16 protein-coding genes are annotated in these 21996 nt (G+C 53.0%); 12 read left to right on the top strand and 4 right to left on the bottom strand.

The window, feature by feature from the left end; all coding sequences use genetic code 11:
* Positions 1 to 14: 14 nt before the first annotated feature.
* On the bottom strand, positions 15 to 1043 hold the full coding sequence (locus F7231_RS13775; RefSeq protein ID WP_166692291.1) for a LacI family DNA-binding transcriptional regulator: 1029 nt from the start codon (positions 1041 to 1043) through the stop codon (positions 15 to 17).
* Between the two features lie 334 nt (positions 1044 to 1377).
* On the opposite strand from F7231_RS13775, the gene F7231_RS13770 reads away from it, so the two are divergent.
* From F7231_RS13770 to F7231_RS13720, 11 genes are all read left to right on the top strand, one after another.
* The gene (locus F7231_RS13770) at positions 1378 to 2910 is read left to right on the top strand and encodes a tagaturonate reductase (RefSeq protein ID WP_166692290.1); all 1533 of its coding nucleotides are present in this window, start codon (positions 1378 to 1380) and stop codon (positions 2908 to 2910) included.
* Entirely contained in the window at positions 2907 to 4562 is a 1656-nt protein-coding gene (locus tag F7231_RS13765) for a UxaA family hydrolase (protein ID WP_166692289.1), read from the top strand. The genes F7231_RS13770 and F7231_RS13765 overlap by 4 nt, the downstream gene beginning before the upstream one ends.
* Before the next feature lie 113 nt (positions 4563 to 4675).
* Positions 4676 to 6124 carry a glucuronate isomerase gene (gene uxaC, locus F7231_RS13760; RefSeq protein WP_166692288.1) on the top strand — a complete coding sequence of 483 codons (1449 nt, stop codon included), beginning with the start codon at positions 4676 to 4678 and terminating at the stop codon, positions 6122 to 6124.
* Positions 6125 to 6192: 68 nt separating this feature from the next.
* A complete protein-coding gene (locus tag F7231_RS13755) occupies positions 6193 to 7500 on the top strand; it encodes an MFS transporter (RefSeq protein WP_166692287.1) in 1308 nt (435 codons plus the stop codon).
* Positions 7501 to 7909: 409 nt separating this feature from the next.
* Positions 7910 to 11113 (top strand): SusC/RagA family TonB-linked outer membrane protein, encoded by a 3204-nt coding sequence (locus F7231_RS13750; protein WP_166692286.1) that lies wholly within the window; start codon positions 7910 to 7912, stop codon positions 11111 to 11113.
* Positions 11114 to 11195: 82 nt separating this feature from the next.
* Positions 11196 to 12962, top strand: coding sequence for a RagB/SusD family nutrient uptake outer membrane protein (locus F7231_RS13745; protein ID WP_166692285.1), 1767 nt, complete (start codon positions 11196 to 11198; stop codon positions 12960 to 12962).
* Positions 12963 to 13120: 158 nt separating this feature from the next.
* Positions 13121 to 14215 carry a pectate lyase gene (gene pelA, locus F7231_RS13740; RefSeq protein WP_229369908.1) on the top strand — a complete coding sequence of 365 codons (1095 nt, stop codon included), beginning with the start codon at positions 13121 to 13123 and terminating at the stop codon, positions 14213 to 14215.
* Positions 14216 to 14223: 8 nt separating this feature from the next.
* On the top strand, positions 14224 to 15255 hold the full coding sequence (locus F7231_RS13735; RefSeq protein ID WP_310589321.1) for a pectinesterase family protein: 1032 nt from the start codon (positions 14224 to 14226) through the stop codon (positions 15253 to 15255).
* 34 nt (positions 15256 to 15289) lie between these two features.
* A complete protein-coding gene (locus F7231_RS13730; RefSeq protein WP_085413338.1) occupies positions 15290 to 16051 on the top strand; it encodes a rhamnogalacturonan acetylesterase in 762 nt (253 codons plus the stop codon).
* Positions 16052 to 16139: 88 nt separating this feature from the next.
* Entirely contained in the window at positions 16140 to 17138 is a 999-nt protein-coding gene (locus tag F7231_RS13725) for an alpha/beta hydrolase (protein ID WP_229369905.1), read from the top strand.
* 51 nt (positions 17139 to 17189) lie between these two features.
* On the top strand, positions 17190 to 19136 hold the full coding sequence (locus F7231_RS13720; protein ID WP_166692284.1) for a glycoside hydrolase family 88 protein: 1947 nt from the start codon (positions 17190 to 17192) through the stop codon (positions 19134 to 19136).
* A gap of 74 nt (positions 19137 to 19210) precedes the next feature.
* Here the strand turns inward: F7231_RS13720 and F7231_RS13715 are convergent, their stop codons facing one another.
* The 3 genes from F7231_RS13715 to F7231_RS13705 are packed head-to-tail and all read right to left on the bottom strand — an operon-like array spanning position 19211 to position 20852.
* On the bottom strand, positions 19211 to 19954 hold the full coding sequence (locus F7231_RS13715; RefSeq protein ID WP_229369902.1) for a DUF6503 family protein: 744 nt from the start codon (positions 19952 to 19954) through the stop codon (positions 19211 to 19213).
* 17 nt (positions 19955 to 19971) lie between these two features.
* Positions 19972 to 20418: an RES family NAD+ phosphorylase gene (locus tag F7231_RS13710; protein ID WP_166692283.1), complete on the bottom strand. Its 447-nt coding sequence runs from the start codon at positions 20416 to 20418 to the stop codon at positions 19972 to 19974.
* A gap of 5 nt (positions 20419 to 20423) precedes the next feature.
* Positions 20424 to 20852, bottom strand: a complete 429-nt coding sequence (locus F7231_RS13705) for an Xre family toxin-antitoxin system antitoxin (protein WP_229369899.1) — start codon at positions 20850 to 20852, stop codon at positions 20424 to 20426.
* 123 nt (positions 20853 to 20975) lie between these two features.
* Here F7231_RS13705 and holA point away from each other — a divergent pair, with 123 nt between their 5' ends.
* The gene (gene holA, locus F7231_RS13700) at positions 20976 to 21995 is read left to right on the top strand and encodes a DNA polymerase III subunit delta (protein ID WP_166692282.1); all 1020 of its coding nucleotides are present in this window, start codon (positions 20976 to 20978) and stop codon (positions 21993 to 21995) included.
* Position 21996: the final 1 nt, after the last annotated feature.

Here is a 21996-nt window from a genome sequence, read left to right as displayed (position 1 = left end):
CCCGGTGTACCCATTTAGCCAGCTACCTCAACCGAAGTTCGTTGCGACGATTCACGAATAACCATGCGGGTAGGAATGCGGATGATGCCGGGTTGAGGAATTTTCTGCTTGCCTTCGATCATATTAAACAACTGTTCAGCAGCGAGCTGACCAATTTCAAGGGCGGGCTGCTCGACCGTACTCATCGATGGCGAGAGAAGATTAGCCACCGTTATATTGGTAAAACCGATCAGCGATACGGTCTCCGGAATGGCAATTTGCCGCTTACGCAGGGCGTCCAGACAGCCCAGCGCCAGCCGGTCACTAGCCGCAAAAAACGCGTCGGGTGATTGAGCCAGCAGGTCATCGACGATGGGGCCTACTTCATCCTGCCCAAAACCAGCGTACCTGACCAGCGCTTCATCAAACGGTATGTTGTACTTCTCGAGCGCCGCCCGGTACCCTGCCAGCCGTTCCTGCGTGATGGAGATGTAGGATGGAATGGTGAGGTGTGCAATGCGCCGCCGACCTGTCTGAATCAGGTGCTCGGTAGCGGCGAAAGCCCCCCCAAAATTATCGGCCGTCACACTGGGAGAGTCCAACTCTTTCGATACCCGGTCAAAAAGCACAATTGGTAGTTTCTTTTCCTGCAACTCCCGCAGGTGGCCCACATCGGACGTACTGCTCGACAGGGAGATAAGCAAGCCGTCGGCTTTGCGCGCTACCGCCTGTTGCACCGTCACAATTTCACGCTCGAACGACTCGTGGCTTTGAAAGATGATGACATGATAGCCCCGACTGTAGGCTACTGCCTCAATGCCATTGATGGTCTGAGAAAAGAAGTTGTTGGCAATCTGCGGTACAATGACACCAATTACCCGGCTGCGGTTCTCTTTTAAACTGAGCGCAATTGGGTTAGGGCGGTAGTTGAGACGTTCGGCATATTCGATTACCAGCCGCTTCGTTTCAGGATTAATCTCATAACTATCCCGTAAGGCTCGCGAAACCGTCGACGTTGATAAATTCAACGCACGGGCAATGTCTTTTATAGTAATGGTATCCAAGGGGTATATTGGTAAAGTACAAAAAGCGCTTGTTGACGAAGATAGGCTAAAATTGGGACTGGTGACGGATCAACATCGCATATTTATGCGTCTTAGCGAGGCGTCGCGAATCCGGTAACGTTCCCGATAACGTTTGCATGAATAAATTTCTCAATTAATTTCTATCTAAACTATTAACTATCTAATCTTATTGAGTTGCCAGATTATTTAGTTCCGACGGCTTGTTACCTCTATTCTCCAAAAAAGACAATTTAATCAGTCGACATACTATCTGCCCCGGCTGATAATGGAATCGACTGTTCCTACGAAGCTGCTAGACTATTATTAAAGATATATGAATCTACTGTCTAATCAATCGCTCCTGACTAGTAGCCAGTCACGGCCTGATATCAGTTTTCCCATCGATTCAATGCGCCAATTGCCCGAACGTGTGCTACAATTCGGGACCGGCGTACTACTCCGTGGGCTACCCGACTACCTGATTGATAAGGCCAACCGGCAGGGTATCTTCAACGGTCGGATTGTGGTTGTGAAATCGACAGATGGCGGCGATATGGCTGCGTTTGCCCGGCAAGACAATCTGTATACATTGTGTATCCGGGGGGTAAATAATCAGAAACTGGTTGAAGAAAATGTGGTGTGCTCGGCTATCAGTCGGGTATTGTCGGCTAAAAGCCACTGGAGCGAGGTGTTACGGGTAGCCGCCAGCCCCGATTTGCAGGTCGTTATCTCGAATACCACAGAGGTAGGAATTCAACTCGTTCAGGATGATATACGGCAGTTTCCGCCAGTATCGTTTCCCGGTAAATTACTAGCGGTGCTGCATGCCCGTTACCAGGCTTTTAACGGTGATCCGACTAAAGGGCTGGTTATCGTGCCTACTGAGCTTATCCCTGAAAACGGCACAAAACTCAACGATATTCTGCTTGAACTGGCTCACCTGAATGGCCTCGACGGCGCGTTTATCGACTGGCTCGAAACGGCCAACACCTGCTGCAACTCGCTGGTTGACCGGATCGTACCGGGTAGACCAGACCCGGCTACGCACCACGCGCTTACTGAGATGCTGGGTTATGAAGATGACCTGCTGACCATTTCGGAATCGTACCGGCTGTGGGCCATTGAAGGCGACAAGCATGTGGAAGCGGTATTATCCTTTCAGAAAGCCGACGAGGGAGTCATCATCCGACCTAATATCGATCAGTTCCGGGAGCTGAAATTACGTCTGCTCAACGGTACGCACACGTTAAGCTGTGGTCTCGCCTTCCTGAGTGGCCTCGACACCGTTCGCGAGGCGATGGAAGATGAGGTCGTGTCGGCATTCATGCAAAGCGTAATGCTGGGTGAACTGATTCCGGGTATTCCGTATTCGGTCGATGAAAAAGTGGCGCAGCGTTTTGGCTTTCAGGTGCTCGACCGCTTCCGTAATCCATTTATCGAGCACCGCTGGCTGGCCATTACAATGCAGTATACCGCCAAAATGCAGATGCGCAACGTACCCACACTGCTGCATTATTATCGGCAGTTAAACGTAACGCCCCGCTACATGGCTATCGGTTTTGCGGCCTACCTACTTTTCATGCGGGCCACCCATCAGCAGGACGAAACCTGGTATGGGGAACGTAACGGCGAGGCCTATCCGATTTACGATGACCAGGCGGGGTACTTCGCTGATCTGTGGACTCGGTTAACGCCGCAGGAGTTAACTAATACCGTACTCCAGAACGTACCGTTGTGGGGGCACGATCTAACCCAATTACCCGGCTTCGCTGCTGCCGTTGCTAAGCACTTGACACAACTAACCGACAGCGGCATTCGATTGACTTTGTCTAGCTACTTTACTGGTGCAGAGGCCGTAACCGTATGAAAACAAACGTATTAAAAATACATCCCGATGATTCGGTGCTTGTGGCACTGGCTGATCTGGAACCGGGTCAACACGTCCCAAATGAGAGCGGACTGATCTCCGTAACCGAGGCCATTCCGGCCAAACATAAGCTGACCATCAACGCACTGGCTCCTGGTGACCCAATTACCATGTACGGCGTTTTGGTGGGGAAAGCCAAGCAGCATATTCAGGCGGGCGGTCGCTTAACAACCTTCAACGTGCAGCACGCTACGAATAGCTACGATCTGGGTGAAACATCCTCATCGTGGACTGCTCCGGCTGTAAACCACTGGCGTGATCAGTCATTCATGGGATTCCACCGCTCCGATGGACGAGTAGGAACGGCCAACTACTGGCTGGTGATCCCATTGGTGTTTTGCGAGAATCGGAATATTCAGGTGCTCAAAGACGCGCTGGTCACAGACCTGGGTTATGGTCAGCAACGTACCTGGCAGAAACAAACCCACGAATTAATGGCGCTGGTGCAGGCTGGCCGCACCGTCGAGGAGGTATTGCAGGCCGATCTACAGTCAGCAGGGGAGTCGTTGGGTACTAAACAGCGACTGTTCCCCAACGTCGACGGTGTGAAATTCCTATCGCACGAGGGCGGTTGTGGTGGTACCCGGCAGGATGCGCAGGCTCTGTGCGGTTTACTGGCCGGGTATATCACTCACCCAAACGTGGCGGGTGCAACGGTGCTGAGTCTGGGTTGCCAGAACGCGCAGGTGGCTATGCTGCAGGAGGAAATTCAGAAACGCAGTCCGAATTTCGACAAGCCCCTATTCATGCTTGAGCAGCAGACAATCGGAACGGAAGAAGCGTTGCTCAGCCAGGCATTGCGGCAAACGTTTGCCGGTCTGATGCAGGCCAATTCGCAGGTGCGCCAGCCGGCACCGCTCAGCAAACTGGTGATCGGCCTCGAATGCGGTGGCTCCGATGGATTCTCGGGTATCTCGGCCAATCCGGCGGTAGGGCACGCCTCCGACCTGGTTGTTGCGCTGGGGGGCACCGTTATTCTGTCTGAGTTTCCGGAACTGTGCGGTGTGGAACAGGAACTGTGCGACCGTTGTGTCGATACCGAACTGGCAGGCCGTTTTCGCGAGTTGATGAGCACCTACGCCCTGCGCGCGAAAGAAGCGGGCTCAGGCTTCGACATGAATCCGTCGCCCGGGAATATCCGCGATGGGCTGATTACCGATGCCATGAAGTCGGCGGGCGCGGCCAAAAAAGGCGGCACCGCCCCAATCGTCGACGTGCTCGATTACCCTGAACTGGTCACGAAACCGGGCCTCAACCTGTTGTGTACGCCCGGTAATGATGTGGAGTCTACCACGGCGGAAGTTGCTTCGGGGGCAACAGTAGTTCTGTTTACTACGGGTCTTGGTACACCTACCGGAAATCCGATTGCGCCCGTCATCAAGATTTCGAGCAACACGGCACTGGCCCGGCGAATGCCTGACATTATCGATATCAATACCGGAACCGTGATCGATGGGGATGAAACGATTGAGCAGGCGGGTGAACGAATGCTGGCTCAGATTATCAGCGTGGCGAGTGGCGAAACCGAAGTAGCTGCCGTTCGACACGGGCAAGACGATTTTATTCCCTGGAAACGGGGCGTTTCTCTGTAGTGCTGCGGTTTCCATACCGTGGGTTTCAGTTCGTACGTGGCTTACACAAAGCCGACTGAAACCCATGGTATGGAAACCTACAGTGCATTCACACGTCCATTTTTTTACGAAGTATGAAAAAGCATTTTTTGAACGACAATGACTTTCTCCTGCAAACGGAAACAGCTCAGGAACTGTATCATTCGTTTGCTAAGTCGATGCCCATCATTGACTATCACTGCCACCTGCCACCCGACCAGATTGCCACTGATAAGCAGTTTGAGAACTTGACCCAGGCCTGGCTATATGGCGACCATTACAAGTGGCGGGCTATGCGGTCGAACGGGGTGAACGAGCGTTTCTGCACCGGCGATGCCGCTGATATTGACAAGTTTCAGAAATGGGCCGAAACGGTACCGTATACGTTGCGTAACCCGCTCTATCACTGGACGCATCTGGAATTGCAGCGTTATTTCGGCATTAACGACGTACTAAACGGGAGCAACGCCCGCCGCGTCTATGAATCGTGCACCGAGCAGCTACAGCGTTCGTCGCACTCGGTACGGGGCTTGCTGAATCAGATGCGGGTAGAGACCGTCTGCACCACCGACGACCCCGCCGATTCGCTGGAACACCATCGCAAGATTGCCGACGAGCAGGCTGCCGGTTCTGAGTTTACCATCAGCGTCTTGCCTACATTCCGGCCCGATAAAGCAATGGCAGTCGAGAATGCGGCTGAATTCAACAGGTACGTTGCCCGGCTGGAAGAGGCTGATAACTCGTCGATTGCCACGTTCGACGACTTTATGGGTACGTTACGGAATCGGCATGACTATTTTGCCGAAATGGGTTGTAAGCTCTCCGACCACGGCCTGGAGCAGATCTATGCAGCTGACTTTACGGACGAAACAGTCCGCTCTATATTCAATAAAATTCGGTCAGGATCGGAATTGAGCAGCTCCGAAGTGCTAACATTCAAATCGGCGATGCTGGTGTATCTGGCCGAAATGGACTGGGAAAAAGGCTGGACGCAGCAGTTTCACCTGGGGGCACTGCGCAACAACAACAGCCGGATGTTATCGCTGCTGGGACCAGACACGGGCTGGGACAGTATTGGTGATTTCTCGCAGGCCCGTGCGCTGTCGAGTTTCCTCAATCGGCTGGATACGAGTGACAAGCTGGCCAAAACGATTATCTACAACCTGAACCCCGCCGATAACGAGATCATGGCTACTATGATCGGGAACTTCAACGATGGATCGGTTGCCGGTAAGGTGCAGTTTGGCTCCGGCTGGTGGTTCCTCGACCAGAAAGACGGCATGGAAAAGCAGATGAACGCCCTGTCGAATATGGGACTGCTGAGCCGATTCGTAGGTATGCTGACCGATTCCCGCTCTTTCCTGTCCTATCCGCGCCACGAGTACTTCCGCCGGATTCTCTGCAACCTGTTCGGCAACGATATCGAAAACGGCGAACTGCCCGACGATATCGAGTGGATTGGCCAGGTGGTGCAGAACATCTGCTACGGAAATGCAAAGTCCTATTTTGGCTTTAGCAGCAAACCTGTGGCTGCCACCGTTTAATCGTGCCGGAAGGTGGCTGGGTACGTACCCAGCCACCTTCTTTAGTAGTAACCCGTTTCTATACCCCCATGACCAAACCGCTAGGAAACTACCGCTGGACAATTGTAGCTCTCCTCTTTTTTGCTACAACCATTAACTACCTCGACCGGCAGGTAGTAGGGCTGCTGAAGCCCGCGCTCGAAAAAGAATTTAACTGGTCGGAGCTTGACTTCAGCCGCATTGTACAGGTCTTTTCGGCTGCTTATGCCATCGGCCTGCTCATATTTGGGCGTGTTATCGACCGCATCGGCACCAAGATGGGCTACACCATCTCGATCGTTTTCTGGAGTTTGGCCGCCATGTTGCATGGTCTGGCAACGAGCACAACCGGGTTTATTATGGCCCGAATCGGCCTTGGCCTCGGCGAAGCAGGCAACTTTCCGGCCGCCATTAAAACGGTGGCTGAGTGGTTCCCGAAACGGGAACGTGCGCTGGCAACCGGTATTTTCAACTCCGGTGCCAATATCGGAGCTGTTATTGCCCCCATTGCTGTGCCCTGGATACTGGGTATCTATGGTTGGGAAATGGCCTTTATTGCTACGGGTGCGGTTGGTTTTGTCTGGCTCATCTTCTGGCACTTTACCTACGAAATCCCCGCTAAGCAGGCTAAATTATCGAAGGCAGAGTTCGATTATATCCACAGTGACAACGAAACGACGCCCGACGAAGTGGCCGATCATGGTAAGCCTGTGTCGTGGGCCAAGCTGCTCAGCGTGCGGCAAACCTGGGCGTTCGTGTTCGGTAAAATGCTGACCGACCCAATCTGGTGGTTTTTCTTATTCTGGTTGCAGGATTACTTTGCCACAACCTTCCATCTCGACGTGAAAAAGCCGAACCTGTATTTGGCCGTGCTCTACACCCTGGTAAGCATTGGCAGTATTGGTGGTGGCTACCTTTCGTCATGGCTCATCGGTCGTGGCTGGACCGTTTGGCGAGCCCGTAAAACGGCGATGCTCATCTTTGCCGTACTGGTCATGCCCGTTATCGCGGTACGTTTTGGACCGGGTATCTGGGGAGCGGTTGCATTGATCGGTCTTGCCGGAGCGGCACACCAGGCCTGGAGCGCCAACATTTTCACCACTGCGTCTGATATGTTCCCCAAGCGGACAATCAGTTCAATTGTGGGCATTGGAAGTATGGCGGGTTCTGTGGGCGGGATCATTTTTCCCGAGATCGTTGGTCGCATTCTGGATACGTACAAGAAAGCGGGCGATGCGCAGGGTGGCTACAGCATCATCTTCTTCATGTGCGGGTCGGCATATATTCTGGCCTGGGTTGTCATGCACCTATTAACGCCGACTATGAAACCTGTTGATCTAGGTGAGAACGACGCGTAGTCTAGCAGTCAATTAACGGACTCTACTTGTTGGTTAATGTAACCCCCAACTTCCTTACGGTTGTTGGGGGTTTTTTATGTTATTTGGGTCTGTATTGAAATAATTATATTTATTGTGAAGAGATAGTACAGTCCAGGTATATTCCGTACACAATGCTTTTAATGAACTATTCTAAGATTATTACCATGCATCCGTTGAAAATTTCTTTTTGGTAACGTTCCCGGCAACGATTGCGTAAAAAAAGTCAATTGTATACTTGTTCCTTACCATTAGTAAAGCAAATTTTAATAAGCTATTAAGGTCTACTAACAATAGATACAACATCGATAAGTACAACTCACTGAGTTGTAAAAATAACCAAATGCATCCATCAGTTTTCCGCACCGGTAGCGGATACGCCTGTTGCCCTATGAATAGATTCCTACGTATACTCGTACTCTTGCTGGGAATTCTCCCGGCGGCTTACGCCCAGCAAACCCGCCAGATTACGGGTCAGATCAAAGACAAAACGACGGGTACTACCCTGCCTGGCGTATCGGTTGTGCTGAAAGGCACCAGCTCGGGTACCACATCCGACGCCGATGGGAAATTCTCGATTCGGATTCCCGACAGAAACGACGTGAAGCTGACGTTCAGCTTTATCGGTTACGAACCGCAGGAGGTTACACCTGGTAGCAAGGCGACACTCGATATTGCTTTGGCAACTGACGAGAAAACACTGAATGAAGTGGTTGTTATTGGTTACGAAGCCGTGAACCGGCGTGACGTGACCGGGTCGGTATCGTCGGTGAATAGTCGGCAAATTCGGGACGTACCCATCACCAACGCCGCCGAAGCCATTACGGGTCGATTGGCGGGTGTGCAGGTAACAACCGCTGAAGGTGGACCAGGCGCCGACATCCGTATTCGGGTACGGGGTGGTAACTCGATTACGCAGGACAACTCGCCTATCTACGTGGTAGACGGTATTCAACTCGACAACGCACTGAACACCATCAGCCCACAGGATATTGCCAGCATCGATGTCTTGAAAGATGCGTCGGCTACGGCTATTTACGGGGCTCGTGGTGCCAATGGTGTGGTTATCATCACAACGAAGTCGGGTCGGACCAACAGCCGTACGACCGTTACCTACAACGGTTCGTTTGGCTTTCGCGAAAACCTGAAGCAACTGAACGTGCTGAAGCCGTATGATTATGTATTGTATCAGTATGAACGTACCCGTGGTAACGCAACGGATAGTTCAACATTTGCCCGTCAGTTTGGCTCTACGTTCGATACGCTGCAGGTGTATAAAAATTCACCCTTCATCGATTGGCAGGATAAAGTATTCGGTCGTAAAGCGGGCTATCAGAACCATAACGTGTCGGTCAATGGCGGCAACCAGCAAACAAGCTATAACCTGAGCCTGACCAACAATACCGAAGAAGGTATTCAACTGGGTTCTGCGTTCAACCGAAATCTGGCCAACTTTAAACTCGACCATTCGGTGAGCAAAAAGTTGAAAGTAGGCGTGGTGGTTCGCTACATCGACCAGCGCATCGACGGAGCTGGCACTACCACGAGTGGAACAGCCAGCACGAACCGGCTGCGTCAGAGCATCCAGTATCAGCCACTCGATCTGCCAACGCGCCCAGCCTCAAACATTGACTTCGATGAGGAGTATTACATCGCCACCCGCCTGACTAACCCGGTGACCCTGATTGATGCCGAGTACCAGAAGCGGTTCACAAACGGAACCAACATCAGCGGTTACGCCAGCTACGAGATCATGCCCGGGCTTACTTTCCGTACCACGGCCGGTTACAACAACAACGTGGATCGGACGGATCAGTTTTACAGCAAAATCACCGGTACGGCCCGCAACTATGCTGGTCTGCCAGTGGCGACCATCCGCAACAGCACTGCCATCACAATCAACAATTCCAATGTGCTGACCTACCGCAAGGCGGGATTCGCTGGTGAGAACCACGACATCGATGTGCTGCTGGGGCAGGAAACCTACGAAACCAGAGGCCGCGCAATCGGGCTGGAAACACGCTATTTCCCCTCGGAGATTTCGCCCGAAAAAGCGTTGGCAAACATGAACCTGGGCTCACCACCAACTGGAGCTATCCAGCCCCAGCCAACGAGCAGCGAATACCAGAACCGCCTGTTGTCATTCTTCGGCCGGGTGAATTACACATTTGCCAAGAAATACCTGGCAACGGCCACATTCCGGGCCGACGGATCAACCAAGTTTGCGCCTGAGAGCCGGTGGGCTTATTTCCCGTCAGGCTCGCTGGCCTGGCGTATCTCGCAGGAAAACTTCATGAAATCAGTGAAGGTGATCGATGACGCCAAACTGCGCGTGAGTTACGGGGCGGCCGGTAACAACCGGGTTGGTGATTACCTATACGCCCAACTCTACAATACCAGTGCTCAATACGCGCTGGGCGAATCGGTGCTGCCTGCCTTCTCGCCGGTATCGCTGGCTCAGGCCAATCTGACTTGGGAAACGACCTACTCACGCAATATTGGCCTTGACTTAAGCCTGTTGAGTGGCCGGGTTCAGTTCTCTGCCGACTACTACCAGAACACAACAAAAAACCTGCTCGTCAACCTGCCAATTCCATCGACGTCGGGTTACACCACACAGATCAAAAACGTTGGTGCTACCTCGAACCGGGGCCTCGAGTTTCAGCTGAGTGGTACAGTAATCCGCGCTGGCGACTTCAACTGGACGGCCAACGCCAATATCTCGTTTAACCGTAACCAGGTCGATGATCTGGGACCGGTGCTTCAGCAGACAACCAATGCCGGCTGGCAGGGAAGCGACGGGGCCGATGATTACATCCTGAAAGTGGGTCAGCCCGTTGGTTTGATGTATGGGTTCGTGACCGATGGTTTCTACAAAGTAGATGACTTCACCTACAACGCCACCACACGTACCTACACCCTGAAAGAAGGGGTTGTGAATGGAACAACCATTTTTGGCGCTCCGCAGCCAGGCACTATTAAACTGAAAGACCTGAATGCCGATGGACAGATTCGGCTGGAAAACGACCGTACCGTGATTGGGGACGCCAATCCAAAGCACATTGGTGGCTTCAATAACCAGTTCAGCTACAAGAATTTTGATGCCAGCATCTTCCTGAACTGGGTATACGGCAACAGCGTCTACAATGCCAACAAAATCGAGTTTACGTCGGGCTATTACACCAACATCAATATGCTGGAGGTGATGAATGATCGCTGGCGGACAATTGACGACAAAGGTGTTGTGGTACGTGATCCGGCTGCACTAGCCGCGCTGAACGCCAACGCGACTATCTGGCAGCCAATTACCAACAACCGGCCTTACCTGCACTCGTGGGCGATCGAAGACGGCTCATTCCTGCGCATCAACAACGTAACGCTGGGTTACTCGATGCCGAAGACTATTCTTCAGCACGTAAAAGTGCAGTCGGCCCGCTTCTACGCCACGGTAAACAACCTGGCTACGCTGACTGGCTATTCAGGGTTCGACCCGGAAGTGAACGCCCGCCGCGCCAATCCGCTGACGCCGGGTGTCGACTTCGCCGCCTATCCACGCGCCCGCACGTTCGTTTTTGGTGTAAACCTGACATTTTAAGGCATAGCCTCCGGAAAAATTGGGGTTGGCTTACCGCCTCCGTTTTTCACGTACCCAATCAGAATCTAGACTTTGATTTGACATGAAAATCAATCGATTATATAAAGTGATACTTGGGGCCGCCCTCTTTTGTACGTCGCTCTCGGCCTGCAAAAGCTACCTGGACCTCAGCCCTATTTCCGAGTTCGACAACGAGGCCGTTTTTTCGAATGTCAGCAATGCTACGCTGGCCGTTCTGGGTGCTTATGACTTACTGTCGGGTGATAACACCTACGGCATTCGCTTAAGTCTGTATTACCCCTACGACTCAGACGAGATGATGGTAAGCGGCGCGGTCGATAATGGCCGACGCGGTATTGGTCGCTACAACGCGCTGGCAGGTAACACCGAGATTGCCAGCCCCTGGAACAACTTGTATCAGGGTATTGAGCGGGCTAACCTGTGCATCGACCAGATTCCAAAAATGGCGTTGTACACAACTGGTTCAGCCGCCGACCAGAAAGAATTGCGCCGTCTGCACGGTGAAGTGCTGACCCTGCGGGCGCAGTATTACCTGGAGCTGATTCGAAACTGGGGCGACGTACCTGCCCCGATGATACCTGCTTTCAAGCAAACGAACCTGTTTGTCGAGAAAGAAGATCGGGATAAGGTATACGAGCAACTGCTGGCCGACCTGAAAATAGCGGCCGATCTGCTGCCCTGGCGCACAGATGCCGGAGCCCGCAATGAGCGGATCACGAAAGGCGCTGCCAAAGCCCTGCGTGCCCGTATTGCCCTATACCGTGGTGGCTATTCGTTGCGGCGCGACAGTAAGAAGATGGAACGCCGGGCCGACTTTGCGACCTACTACCAGATTGCCCGCGACGAAACCAACGAGCTGATGCAACGTCGTGATCAGCATACGCTGGTTCCCAATTATGTAGACCTGTTCAAGACGTATGTAAACGGGTTGACACCCGACCCGGCCGGAGAGATCATGTTTGAAGTTGGCTCGGCTGGAGGAAGCGCTTTGTCAGACAGTAAGCTAGGCTATTACAACGGCCCTCGCCTCGATGCCGCTTCGCGCTACGGACAAGGTGGCGGTGGCATTAATCCGCTGCCCACGTATTTCTATGCGTTCGACTCAACGGATGTACGCCGCGACGTAACGATCACGTTCTACCAGGTGCTGGCTACCAACCTGAAAAGTCCACAACGCCTGACCACGATTACCGACGGCAAATTCCGGCGCGACTGGCGGAACCCGATTCTGTCGGGTACGTCACAGACATTGGGCTTCAACTGGCCGATTATTCGCTTTGCGGATGTACTGCTGATGTTTGCCGAGGCAGAGAATGAACTGAAAGGAGGCCCAACAGCGCAGGCCATTGCCGCATTGGAAGAAGTGCGGAAGCGCGGTTATGCGGGTAAAACAGCCCTGATCGGTACAACGCCCACGACAAAAGACGGTTTCTTCAATGCAATCGCGAATGAGCGTCTCCTGGAATTTGGGGGTGAAGGTATTCGTAAGTACGATCTGATTCGCTGGAACTTGCTGGATGCTAAAATTACTGAGACCCGGGCCAACCTGACCGATATGATGAACGCGACGGGCAAGTACACCTACGTACCCCGTTACCTGTTCTGGAAGAATAACGGTGAGGAAATCCAGTTCCAGAACTCGATGTACAAGCCAACTACCGCCACGGCCATAACGGGCTGGACACGGCTCGACTGGCGGCAAAACATTACAGCCACATACATCACGTCAGTAGCACAGTTCTTCACGCCGAACAAGAGCGAATTACTGCCAATAAACCAGGCCGCTCTTGATGCCAATCCGAAACTGACCCAGGATTACGGGTACTAAGTCAGGTACGTGTCAAGCTTGCCAGAGATCGTCAGGGGGTGCCGGGTGCATTGCAAGTGGTTATAATGTAATGAGTTGCCATTCATCTATAATCAACCACTTACAACGTACCCGGCAGCCCCTGACGTTATCGATTAATACACATTCTCCTCTTCTTTATGACTCACAAATCGGGATTGACGCAACCAGTAACCACCTTCGTGTTGCTGCTTGGTACAATGCTGTGCGTTGCGTTAGCCAGTTGTAAATCGGTTGCCCTGCCCGCCCTGCCTGAGCAGGGGGCAACTATAAAAGTGGATTCCGTGGCCGAGCGAATGCTGCTGTATCAGCGGAACAACGGGGGATGGCCGCAACCCGGCGGAAACGCGATCAATTATAACCTGGTGCTCACCGAGGCCATAACGAAATCACTGCTGTCCGGTAAAGCCACCCTGGACGCGACCATCGATGACAAAGCCACTACCCGAGAGATCAATTACTTGGTCGATGCCTTCAGCAAGACCCAAAACGAGGCGTATAAAAAAGCGGCAGAGCGGGGGATCGCGTACCTGCTGACGGCGCAAAATGCGAAAGGAGGTTGGGGTCAGTTTTACCCCGATTCGAGTAGTTACCGAAAGCACATCACCTATAACGATAACGCTATGATTGATGTGATGTGGGTGATGAAGCGCATGGCTGAGGGGATCAATTCGTTTGCCTTGCTGGATAAATTACTGGTACCGAAAGCACAGGCGGCCGTTGCCAAAGGCGTTGAGTGCATTTTAAACACCCAATACGTACAGCAGGGGAAACTCACGGCCTGGTGCGCCCAGCACGACCGCAATACCCTGCTGCCAGCCAATGCCCGCGCATTTGAGCTCGCCTCGCTCAGCGGCAGCGAAACCGTCGGTATCGTCGATTATTTAATGACCATCGAGAATCCGTCGGACCAGGTGAAGCAAGCTATTCAGGCTGCTGTCACCTGGCTTGACTCAGTTAAGCTAGTAGGCACAACTACTAAACGGATCACTGATGCGACGCAGCCTTCTGGGAAAGACGTACTGGTGGTTCAGTCGCCTGGTGTTGTTAGCTGGGCGCGCTTTTATGAGTTGAATACGAACAAACCATTCTTTTGCGGACGGGATGGCGTCAAAAAATACAGCCTCGACCAGATTGAAAATGAGCGTCGGGTAGGGTACGGCTGGTACGGCACCTGGCCAGATAAACTGCTGGCGAAGGAGTACCCGGCCTGGCAGGCAAAATGGGGAAAATGAGCTCTAACATGACTTATACCAGTCAACTCCGCATGCGTATTGACATACCAATGAATGCCATCTGTGCCTGGCTACTGCTGGCGCTACTACCAGGTACGTTGCTGGCGCAAAAGCAGCGGATCACGGTAGCGCAGGATGGTAGTGGCGACTACACAACAGTACAGGCAGCCCTTAAAACCGTACCCGCCAATAATAGCAACCGTATGGTGATCCTGATCAAAAAAGGCACGTATAAGGAAAAGCTTCGGCTCGATTCTACGCAGCACATGGTGACGCTTATCGGTGAGGATAATGCCACTACGGTGCTGACCTACGATGATTTTTCGGGTAAAGAAATGCCCGACGGGACCAAGCTACGGACATCTACATCTGGCTCTTTCTATATTTTCGGTAATGATTTTCGGGCCGAAAACCTGACGTTCGAGAATTCGGCCGGACGGGTTGGGCAGGCCGTAGCGGCGTTTGTGACGGGCGACCGGGCCGTATTTGTCAACTGCCGTTTTCTGGGTAATCAGGATACGCTCTATACAGGAATGCCCGGTCAGTATGGCCGACAGTACTATAACAACTGCTACATCGAAGGCACGGTCGATTTTATCTTCGGCTCCGCAACGGCCGTATTTGACGAGTGCACCATCTTCAGCAAGAAAACTGGCACCTACATCACGGCAGCGTCAACGCCTGAGGGTAAGCCTTTCGGGTACGTATTCCTGAACTGCACCCTCACCAGCGAATCGCCCAAAGCCAGCACGTACCTGGGACGCCCCTGGCGTGATTTTGCCAAAACAGCCTTTGTCAACTGCCAATTGGGCGATCATATCCGGCCCGAAGGCTGGCACAACTGGGACAAGCCAAACGCCGAAAAAACAACGCTCTATGCCGAATACAAATCGACGGGGCCGGGGGCAAACGCCAGTCAGCGGGTAGGTTGGTCAAAGCAACTGACCAGCGAAGAGGCCCGCGCGTATACACCCAGCGTGATTCTGGCTGGCAACGACAACTGGAAACCTAGTTCAAAAAAGACAAAAGTCCGCTTCTAACCAGTCCATATTCACCTCAGTATTGATTACAGCTATGATTGACCGCCGTTTTTACCCGTTTCTGGCCGGGCTCTGTTTGGTATCGCTGCTGGCGTTCACTCAATTGCCCGGCCGTGTAACGGTTTATCTGATCGGCGACTCCACCATGTCGATCAAGCAGGTAAAGGCGTATCCGGAAACGGGCTGGGGTATGCCTTTCGTACATTTCTTCGACGAGAGTGTCACGGTTGACAACCGGGCTATGAATGGACGCAGTACAAAATCGTTCATCGAAGAAAATCGCTGGCAGCCTGTAGTCGATAAGCTACAGGAGGGCGATTACGTCTTCATTCAGTTTGGGCATAATGATGAGGTAAAGACCAAGAAGACCTACGCAACGGAAGCTGAGTACCGCACAAACCTCATCCGGTTTATTAGCGAAAGCCGGGCAAAAAAGGCAATTCCAGTATTACTGACTCCCGTTGCCCGCCGTCAGTTCAGCGAGGCCGGCACTATTCAGGAGACCCACGCGGTGTATTCTGAACTGGTGCGGGCCGTAGCCAATGAGTACAAAACCCCATTAATTGACTTAGACAGACAAAGCCAGCAATTGTATCAAACCCTCGGCATGGAAAATTCAAAACAGTTGTTTCTGCACCTGTCGCCCGACGAGCACCCAAACTACCCGGAGGGTAAAGTCGACAACACGCACTTCAATGAGCTTGGCGCCCGCAAAGTAGCCGAACTGGTGCTGGCTAATATCAAAACCCTCAAACTCGACCTGGCCGACCGGATCGTAAAGAAAGAAGTGAAGTAAGACCGGGGCGGCTGTTCGAAATACGTCGGGGCGCAATTTGAACAGCTGTCAGGTAGACTTTTTGAAACGAATATCGTACTCATTAGCAATGCGAAAAACGAGGTTCCTGTTCTGGATGCTATGTCTATGCTGCTGCACGACAATTGCTGTTTCGCAGTCGGTCAGTGGCATTACAGGCAAGCCGGATACATCATTTACTGTCTGGGGCTCGTATCAGAAGATTAAAACAAAGTTTCCGGAGGCCCGCTTCGTTGAGGCTACGTTGCCAGCCGGCGTAGCGGCCAGTATGAATCTGGTCTATTGCCAGTTGCAGGGCCGTGCGCTTCATCTGGATGCCTTCTACCCAACAAAAACATCGCGTCGACAGCTACGCCCGGCAGTCCTGCTGATTCATGGGGGTGGCTGGCGGTCAGGCGATCGATCGCAGCACATACCGATGGCCCAGAAGCTGGCGGCAGCTGGGTACGTTGCTGTTACGGCTGAATACCGGCTATCAACCGAAGCGCAGTACCCGGCGGCAGTGCACGATCTGAAAGCCGCGCTGCGCTGGTTGCGAGCCAATGCCCGGCAATATGGCATCGATACCACCCGCATTGCCACGCTCGGCTTTTCGGCGGGCGGGCAACTGGCGGCGTTACTGGGGGCAACCAGTAACGTACCTGCCCTCGAAGGAACCGGCTGCCACCGCGGACAGTCTACGGCTGTGCAGGCCGTAGTAGACCTGGATGGGCTGCTGGCGTTCGATCATCCCGAATCGGGGGAGGGCGATGATCGTAAAGCTACGTCGGCGGCTACCTACTGGTTTGGCGGCCCTAAAACCCAGACGTTGGCTAGCTGGCACGAAGCTTCGGCGCTGACGTATGCTAACCGACAAACGGCGCCAATTCTTTTCATAAACAGTTCGGTAGACCGCATGCACGCGGGTCGCGACGATATGCGTCGACTGCTCGAAGCCAGAGGGATTTATTCGGAGGTACATACTTTTCCCGAAGCGCCTCACGTATTTTGCCTCTTCCATCCGTGGTTTGAACCTACGATGGCCTACACTATTACTTTTTTAAACAACGTGTTTAAGATGGCCCGCTGAGGGGTCTGGTGAAAGCCAGTCAGTGCGCCTCTTTTTAGTCTATTAACGAATATGCTACGAAAAACCCACCTCTTCATTAGTCTGTTGCTTACGGGTCAGTTTGCGCTGGCTCAGTCAGCTACCAGTCAGTCTAAGAAACCCTGGTCACAGCGCATGCTGGCAACCATCATGACCAACAATGCCGATTCACTCGCCTATGTGAAAGAGGGAAAGGATGCCCGTTGGGAATATGAGATGGGCGTGATCTTACAGGCTACTGAGCAGGTTTGGTACCGCACCGCCGATGATCGCTATTTCAAGTATATTCAGAAGAATATGGACCGGTATGTGTCGGCCGATGGCGATATACGTACCTATAAAAAGAGTAACTACAATATTGACTACATTACCCCCGGCCGGTCGTTGCTGCTGTTGGCTCAGCAGACGCTGCCCGCTAAGGAGAAGTACAAAAAAGCGGCCGACCTGTTACGGCAGCAGCTTGCCGAGCACCCCCGCACTAAGGAAGGCGGTTTCTGGCACAAAAAGATTTACCCCAACCAGATGTGGCTCGACGGCCTGTACATGGCCGAGCCATTTTACGCCGAGTACACCCGGTTGTATGGGCCTGCTGCGGGTACCGCCGACCGCGATTTCAACGATATCGTGAACCAGTTTGTCTGGATGGAAGCCCACGCCCGCGACCCAAAAACCGGCTTGCTCTACCATGGCTGGGATGAGAGCCGTGAGCAGAAATGGGCCAATAAAGAAACGGGACAGTCGCCCAACTTCTGGAGCCGCGCCATGGGCTGGTACGCTATGGCGCTGGTCGACGTGCTGGATCATATGCCGACCACGTACCCACGCCGCGCTGAACTGATCGCCATTCTAAACCGCACTATGCCGGCCATCGTGAAATTCCAGGATCCCTCGTCGGGCTGCTGGTATCAGGTAACCAACCGGCTGGGCGATAAAGGAAATTACCTTGAAGCGTCGGGCACCGGCATGTTTGTGTACGCCATTGCCAAAGGAGTTCGGATGGGGTACCTGCCTGCCTCTATGATGGCCGCCGCCCGCAAAGGCTATGATGGTATGCTGAAAAACTTTATCTCGACGGATGAGAAAGGAATGGTTCACCTCGAAAAAACGGTACTCGTCAGCGGCCTTGGCGGAACTCCGTACCGCGATGGTAGCTACGACTATTACCTGAGCGAAAAGCTTCGGCAGGATGACCTGAAAGGTGTGGGGCCATTCATCATGGCGAGCGTGGAGATGGAAATTGCTCAGGAGAACAGCGTGGGTAAAGGTAAAACAGTGGCCGTCGACAACTACTTCAACCATGAGTTCAGAAAAACTGAAACAGGTGGTCAGGAGCCGTTCCACTACCTCTGGGACGATCGGATGCACTCAGGCTTTTACTGGTGGGGTACCGAGTTCCGTAACCTGGGCGCTAAAACCAGCACGATTGCCGGGCCACCAACCGCCGCCAGCCTTAAAGGGGTCGACGTATACATCATCGTAGACCCCGACACTCCGAAGGAAACGGCCAAGCCTAACTACGTAAGTCCAGCTGATAGCAAAGCCATTGCTGACTGGGTAAAGGCGGGGGGGACGCTGGTGCTCATGGCCAACGATACGTCGAACTGCGAGCACACCTACTTTGGCCAACTGGCCGCTCAGTTCGGTATTCAGTTTTTGCCGACAAACGTGAACATGGTGCAGGGCACCAAGTGGGAGCAGGGGCTGGTTACGATTCCGGCAGGTACGTCGGTGTTTCCCGAGACCCGGTCGGTGTACATCAAAGAGTTGTCGCCCATCGCTGTGTCTGGCCCGGCTAAGCCGCTCGTGACCCAGTCAGGGCATGTTATCATGGCTACAGCCAAAGTGGGGAAAGGCACCGTGTTTGCCGTGGGTGACCCGTGGCTGTACAATGAATATGTCGACGGCCGCCGGATTCCCGGCCAATACGAGAACTACAAAGCAGCTAAGGAGCTAGCCAACTGGCTCTTGGGCAAGAAGTAACTACGTAACGAACGGGGCCTTTTGTCTGCATGCTTACTAGATGAAGCAGGTGGATGAAAGGCCCCGTTACCAGTTTACAACGGGGTAACCCGAATTGTCTTCTGCTCGATGCGCGACAATTCGGGGAGTTGTCTGGCCTGGTAGCGGGCATCATACGTACCCACCGATGTGGTGTCTTTATCGTCGCCCTTGAAATTGATGTAATCCTGAAAGCGAATGCCGCCCACGGTCTGTGGGTTGATGGCTTTGCGGAAGCGCGGGCCACCCTCGCTGTAGGCCAGATAATCCATCGTGTGCGTTTGCTGGTTGAACCAGTAATAAAACGTGTCGCCGTGGTCTTTACCGCCGCCTTCGGCGTTGAAACGTACCCGGACTTTATCATACACCTGCCCGTCGACCGTGCTCTCGCCTATATAATCAGCCAGTACAGCCGGGTCGCGGAGCTTAAACGGCAATAGCACAAAGTAAGCGACCGAGTTAACCGCGCGGCTGTACTTACCGTATTGGGCCGTATCCAACGTTTGCTGCTTGCCATTCAATGAACGCGTGAAGGAATCGTTGGTGAGTACTTCGCTAATCTGCACGCCGCTCGAATCACGGTGGGTACGTTCGTAGCGAAAATCAGTATTCCGATGCTCAAGCGTCAGGTGGAATTGCCGAAAGTCGAAATCAATTCGCTTGTTCTGCCAGGCATCACCACCGTGCGCCTCAATGGCGTCATCAATAATTGTCCGGGCCGTTTTCGGTGACGTACAGGCGTGTAGGAGCAGTAAGGTTATGGCTGCAAAGAGCAGCCGGCGAGCAACGGGATAGGACATAGGTTAAAGAGAGTATGTTACTTGATACGGCTATCGAAGCGGAACGGCTCGACGGATACAATCTCGATGAAGGCAAAATCGGGATGTTGCGGATTTAGCAGGTAGTTATGTTCGGCGGGGACAATGGCCGAGGGTACCCGCAAAATAGCTGATTTACGGCCCATCAACCAGGCATCGCCCTGTTGCTGGCAATAGGCATACTGTTCGTAATCGTCCCAGTTGGGTGGTAACGTACCCAGCTCGATTGTTTGGATCGGCAGCATGTCTGGTACGTTGATGCAGATCGTTCGGAAGTCAGCCTGTAGGCCACGCCCTGTTCGATGCACCACGTTTTCCAGGCAAGCCAAGGCCCGCGATGAAGCGGTATAAATGACAAACCGGTCAGCGGAGTTCCAGCGGGCAGCCCGACCCGAAGCAACGAGGCTATTGGCCCATTTCGCCAGCGTAATGCGATAAACTTGCATGTAGGTCAGGCCAGCGCCCCAAATTCGATCCGGGTCAGCTCGTCGTCAATCAGGTCAATACCACCCGAGGTTTGCATCAGGTCGAAGGGACGTTGATTGGCCAGGCCGTAAGCAGGGGCGTCGAGCCAGCTTCTGAACTCGGCAATGCTGCCAAAAATTGCTTCGCCATGCTGGAAGAGTGCCAGCATCTTCAGGGCTAATTCACCGGTGGTAGGGCTGAGTTTGCGTTTCGTCTCCTTGTAGCGCAACATAGTCTTCAGGGAGGTGTCGAAAAGGGGCGCAATCTCTTCCCGCTTATAGCCCGACAACTCGGCGAGGTCAAAAAACAGCACGGCATCGACTCCCCGGCGCGATGATAAAACGATCGAAATTTTATCCCGAATGAGCGGTTCGTATCGCCCGAAAACTGATTTTCGCATCTCCTTACTAGTCATTGTGTTACAGCCACAACATGAAAGTAGGGAAGTTTGTCCCAAAAAAAAAGACAAAAGTAACGAATCGGTCATCCGTATCTTTGTAGCCGATCCCGATTGATCACCGTTAATTGATTCCTGCCGTTGTCAGCTGCTGTAGATACTCTGTTGAAGGACATTCGTAACAAGCGAATTGCGCCTATTTACCTCATTCATGGTGATGAGCCATTTTACCTCGATCGAATCGCCGACGAACTCGAAAAAGTGGTAGTTCCGGTGGCTGAACGGGGCTTCAATCAGTTTGTTCTATTCGGAAAAGATGCCGACGTAGGTACGGTGCTCAACAATGCCCGTCGTTATCCGTTTATGGCCGATCGGCAGTTGGTGCTCGTTAAGGAAGCTCAGCAACTAGTGGGCATCAAGGATAAACCGGGCCAGCAGCTACTTGAAAGCTACGCCATGGAACCACTGGGCAGCACAGTACTGGCTATTTTCCACCAGGAGCCGCTCGACGAACGGAAAGGCTGGGTGAAAGCTTTTGCCAGTAAAGGCGTGCTGCTGGGTGTAAAGAAACTTTACGACAGCAAACTGGTCGATTGGGTTGGCGATTATTGTCGGGGAAGAGGTGTCAAGATCAGCCCCAAAGCGTGTCAGATGCTGGTCGAGTCAATTGGTAATGACCTGAAGCGAATGGCGGGCGAGGTCGACAAAATGCTGCTAAACCTGCGTGTCGACGAAGAGATTTCGGCGACCACCGTCGAGCGACTGGTTGGCATCAGCAAGGAATACAATGTATTTGAACTCCAGAAGGCGCTGGCTCAGCGCGACGTGGTCAAGGCTAACCGTATTGTCGATTATTTCGGCCGAAACGCAAAAGACAATCCGGCGGTGGTAGTGCTGGCGCAGTTATACCAGTATTTCAGCCGGGTGCTGCTGGTTCAGGCGAGCAAAGACCAGAGTGAGCGCGGGCTGGCGTCAGTACTGGGCGTGAACCCATTCTTTGTAAAAGATTACATGACCGCCGCCCGCGCCTATCCACTCGTGAAAGTCGCCGATATTATTCACGCCATTCGTCGGGCCGACGCACAATCGAAAGGAATCGACACGCCAACCATGTCAGAGGCCGACATACTGCGTGAATTGGTATTTGCCATTCTTCACTGAA

Source organism: Fibrivirga algicola (assembly GCF_011742925.1).
Classification (GTDB): domain Bacteria; phylum Bacteroidota; class Bacteroidia; order Cytophagales; family Spirosomataceae; genus Fibrella; species Fibrella algicola.
Note: the sequence above shows the minus strand (reverse complement) of the source record. Positions and strands in the feature narration are given on the sequence as shown.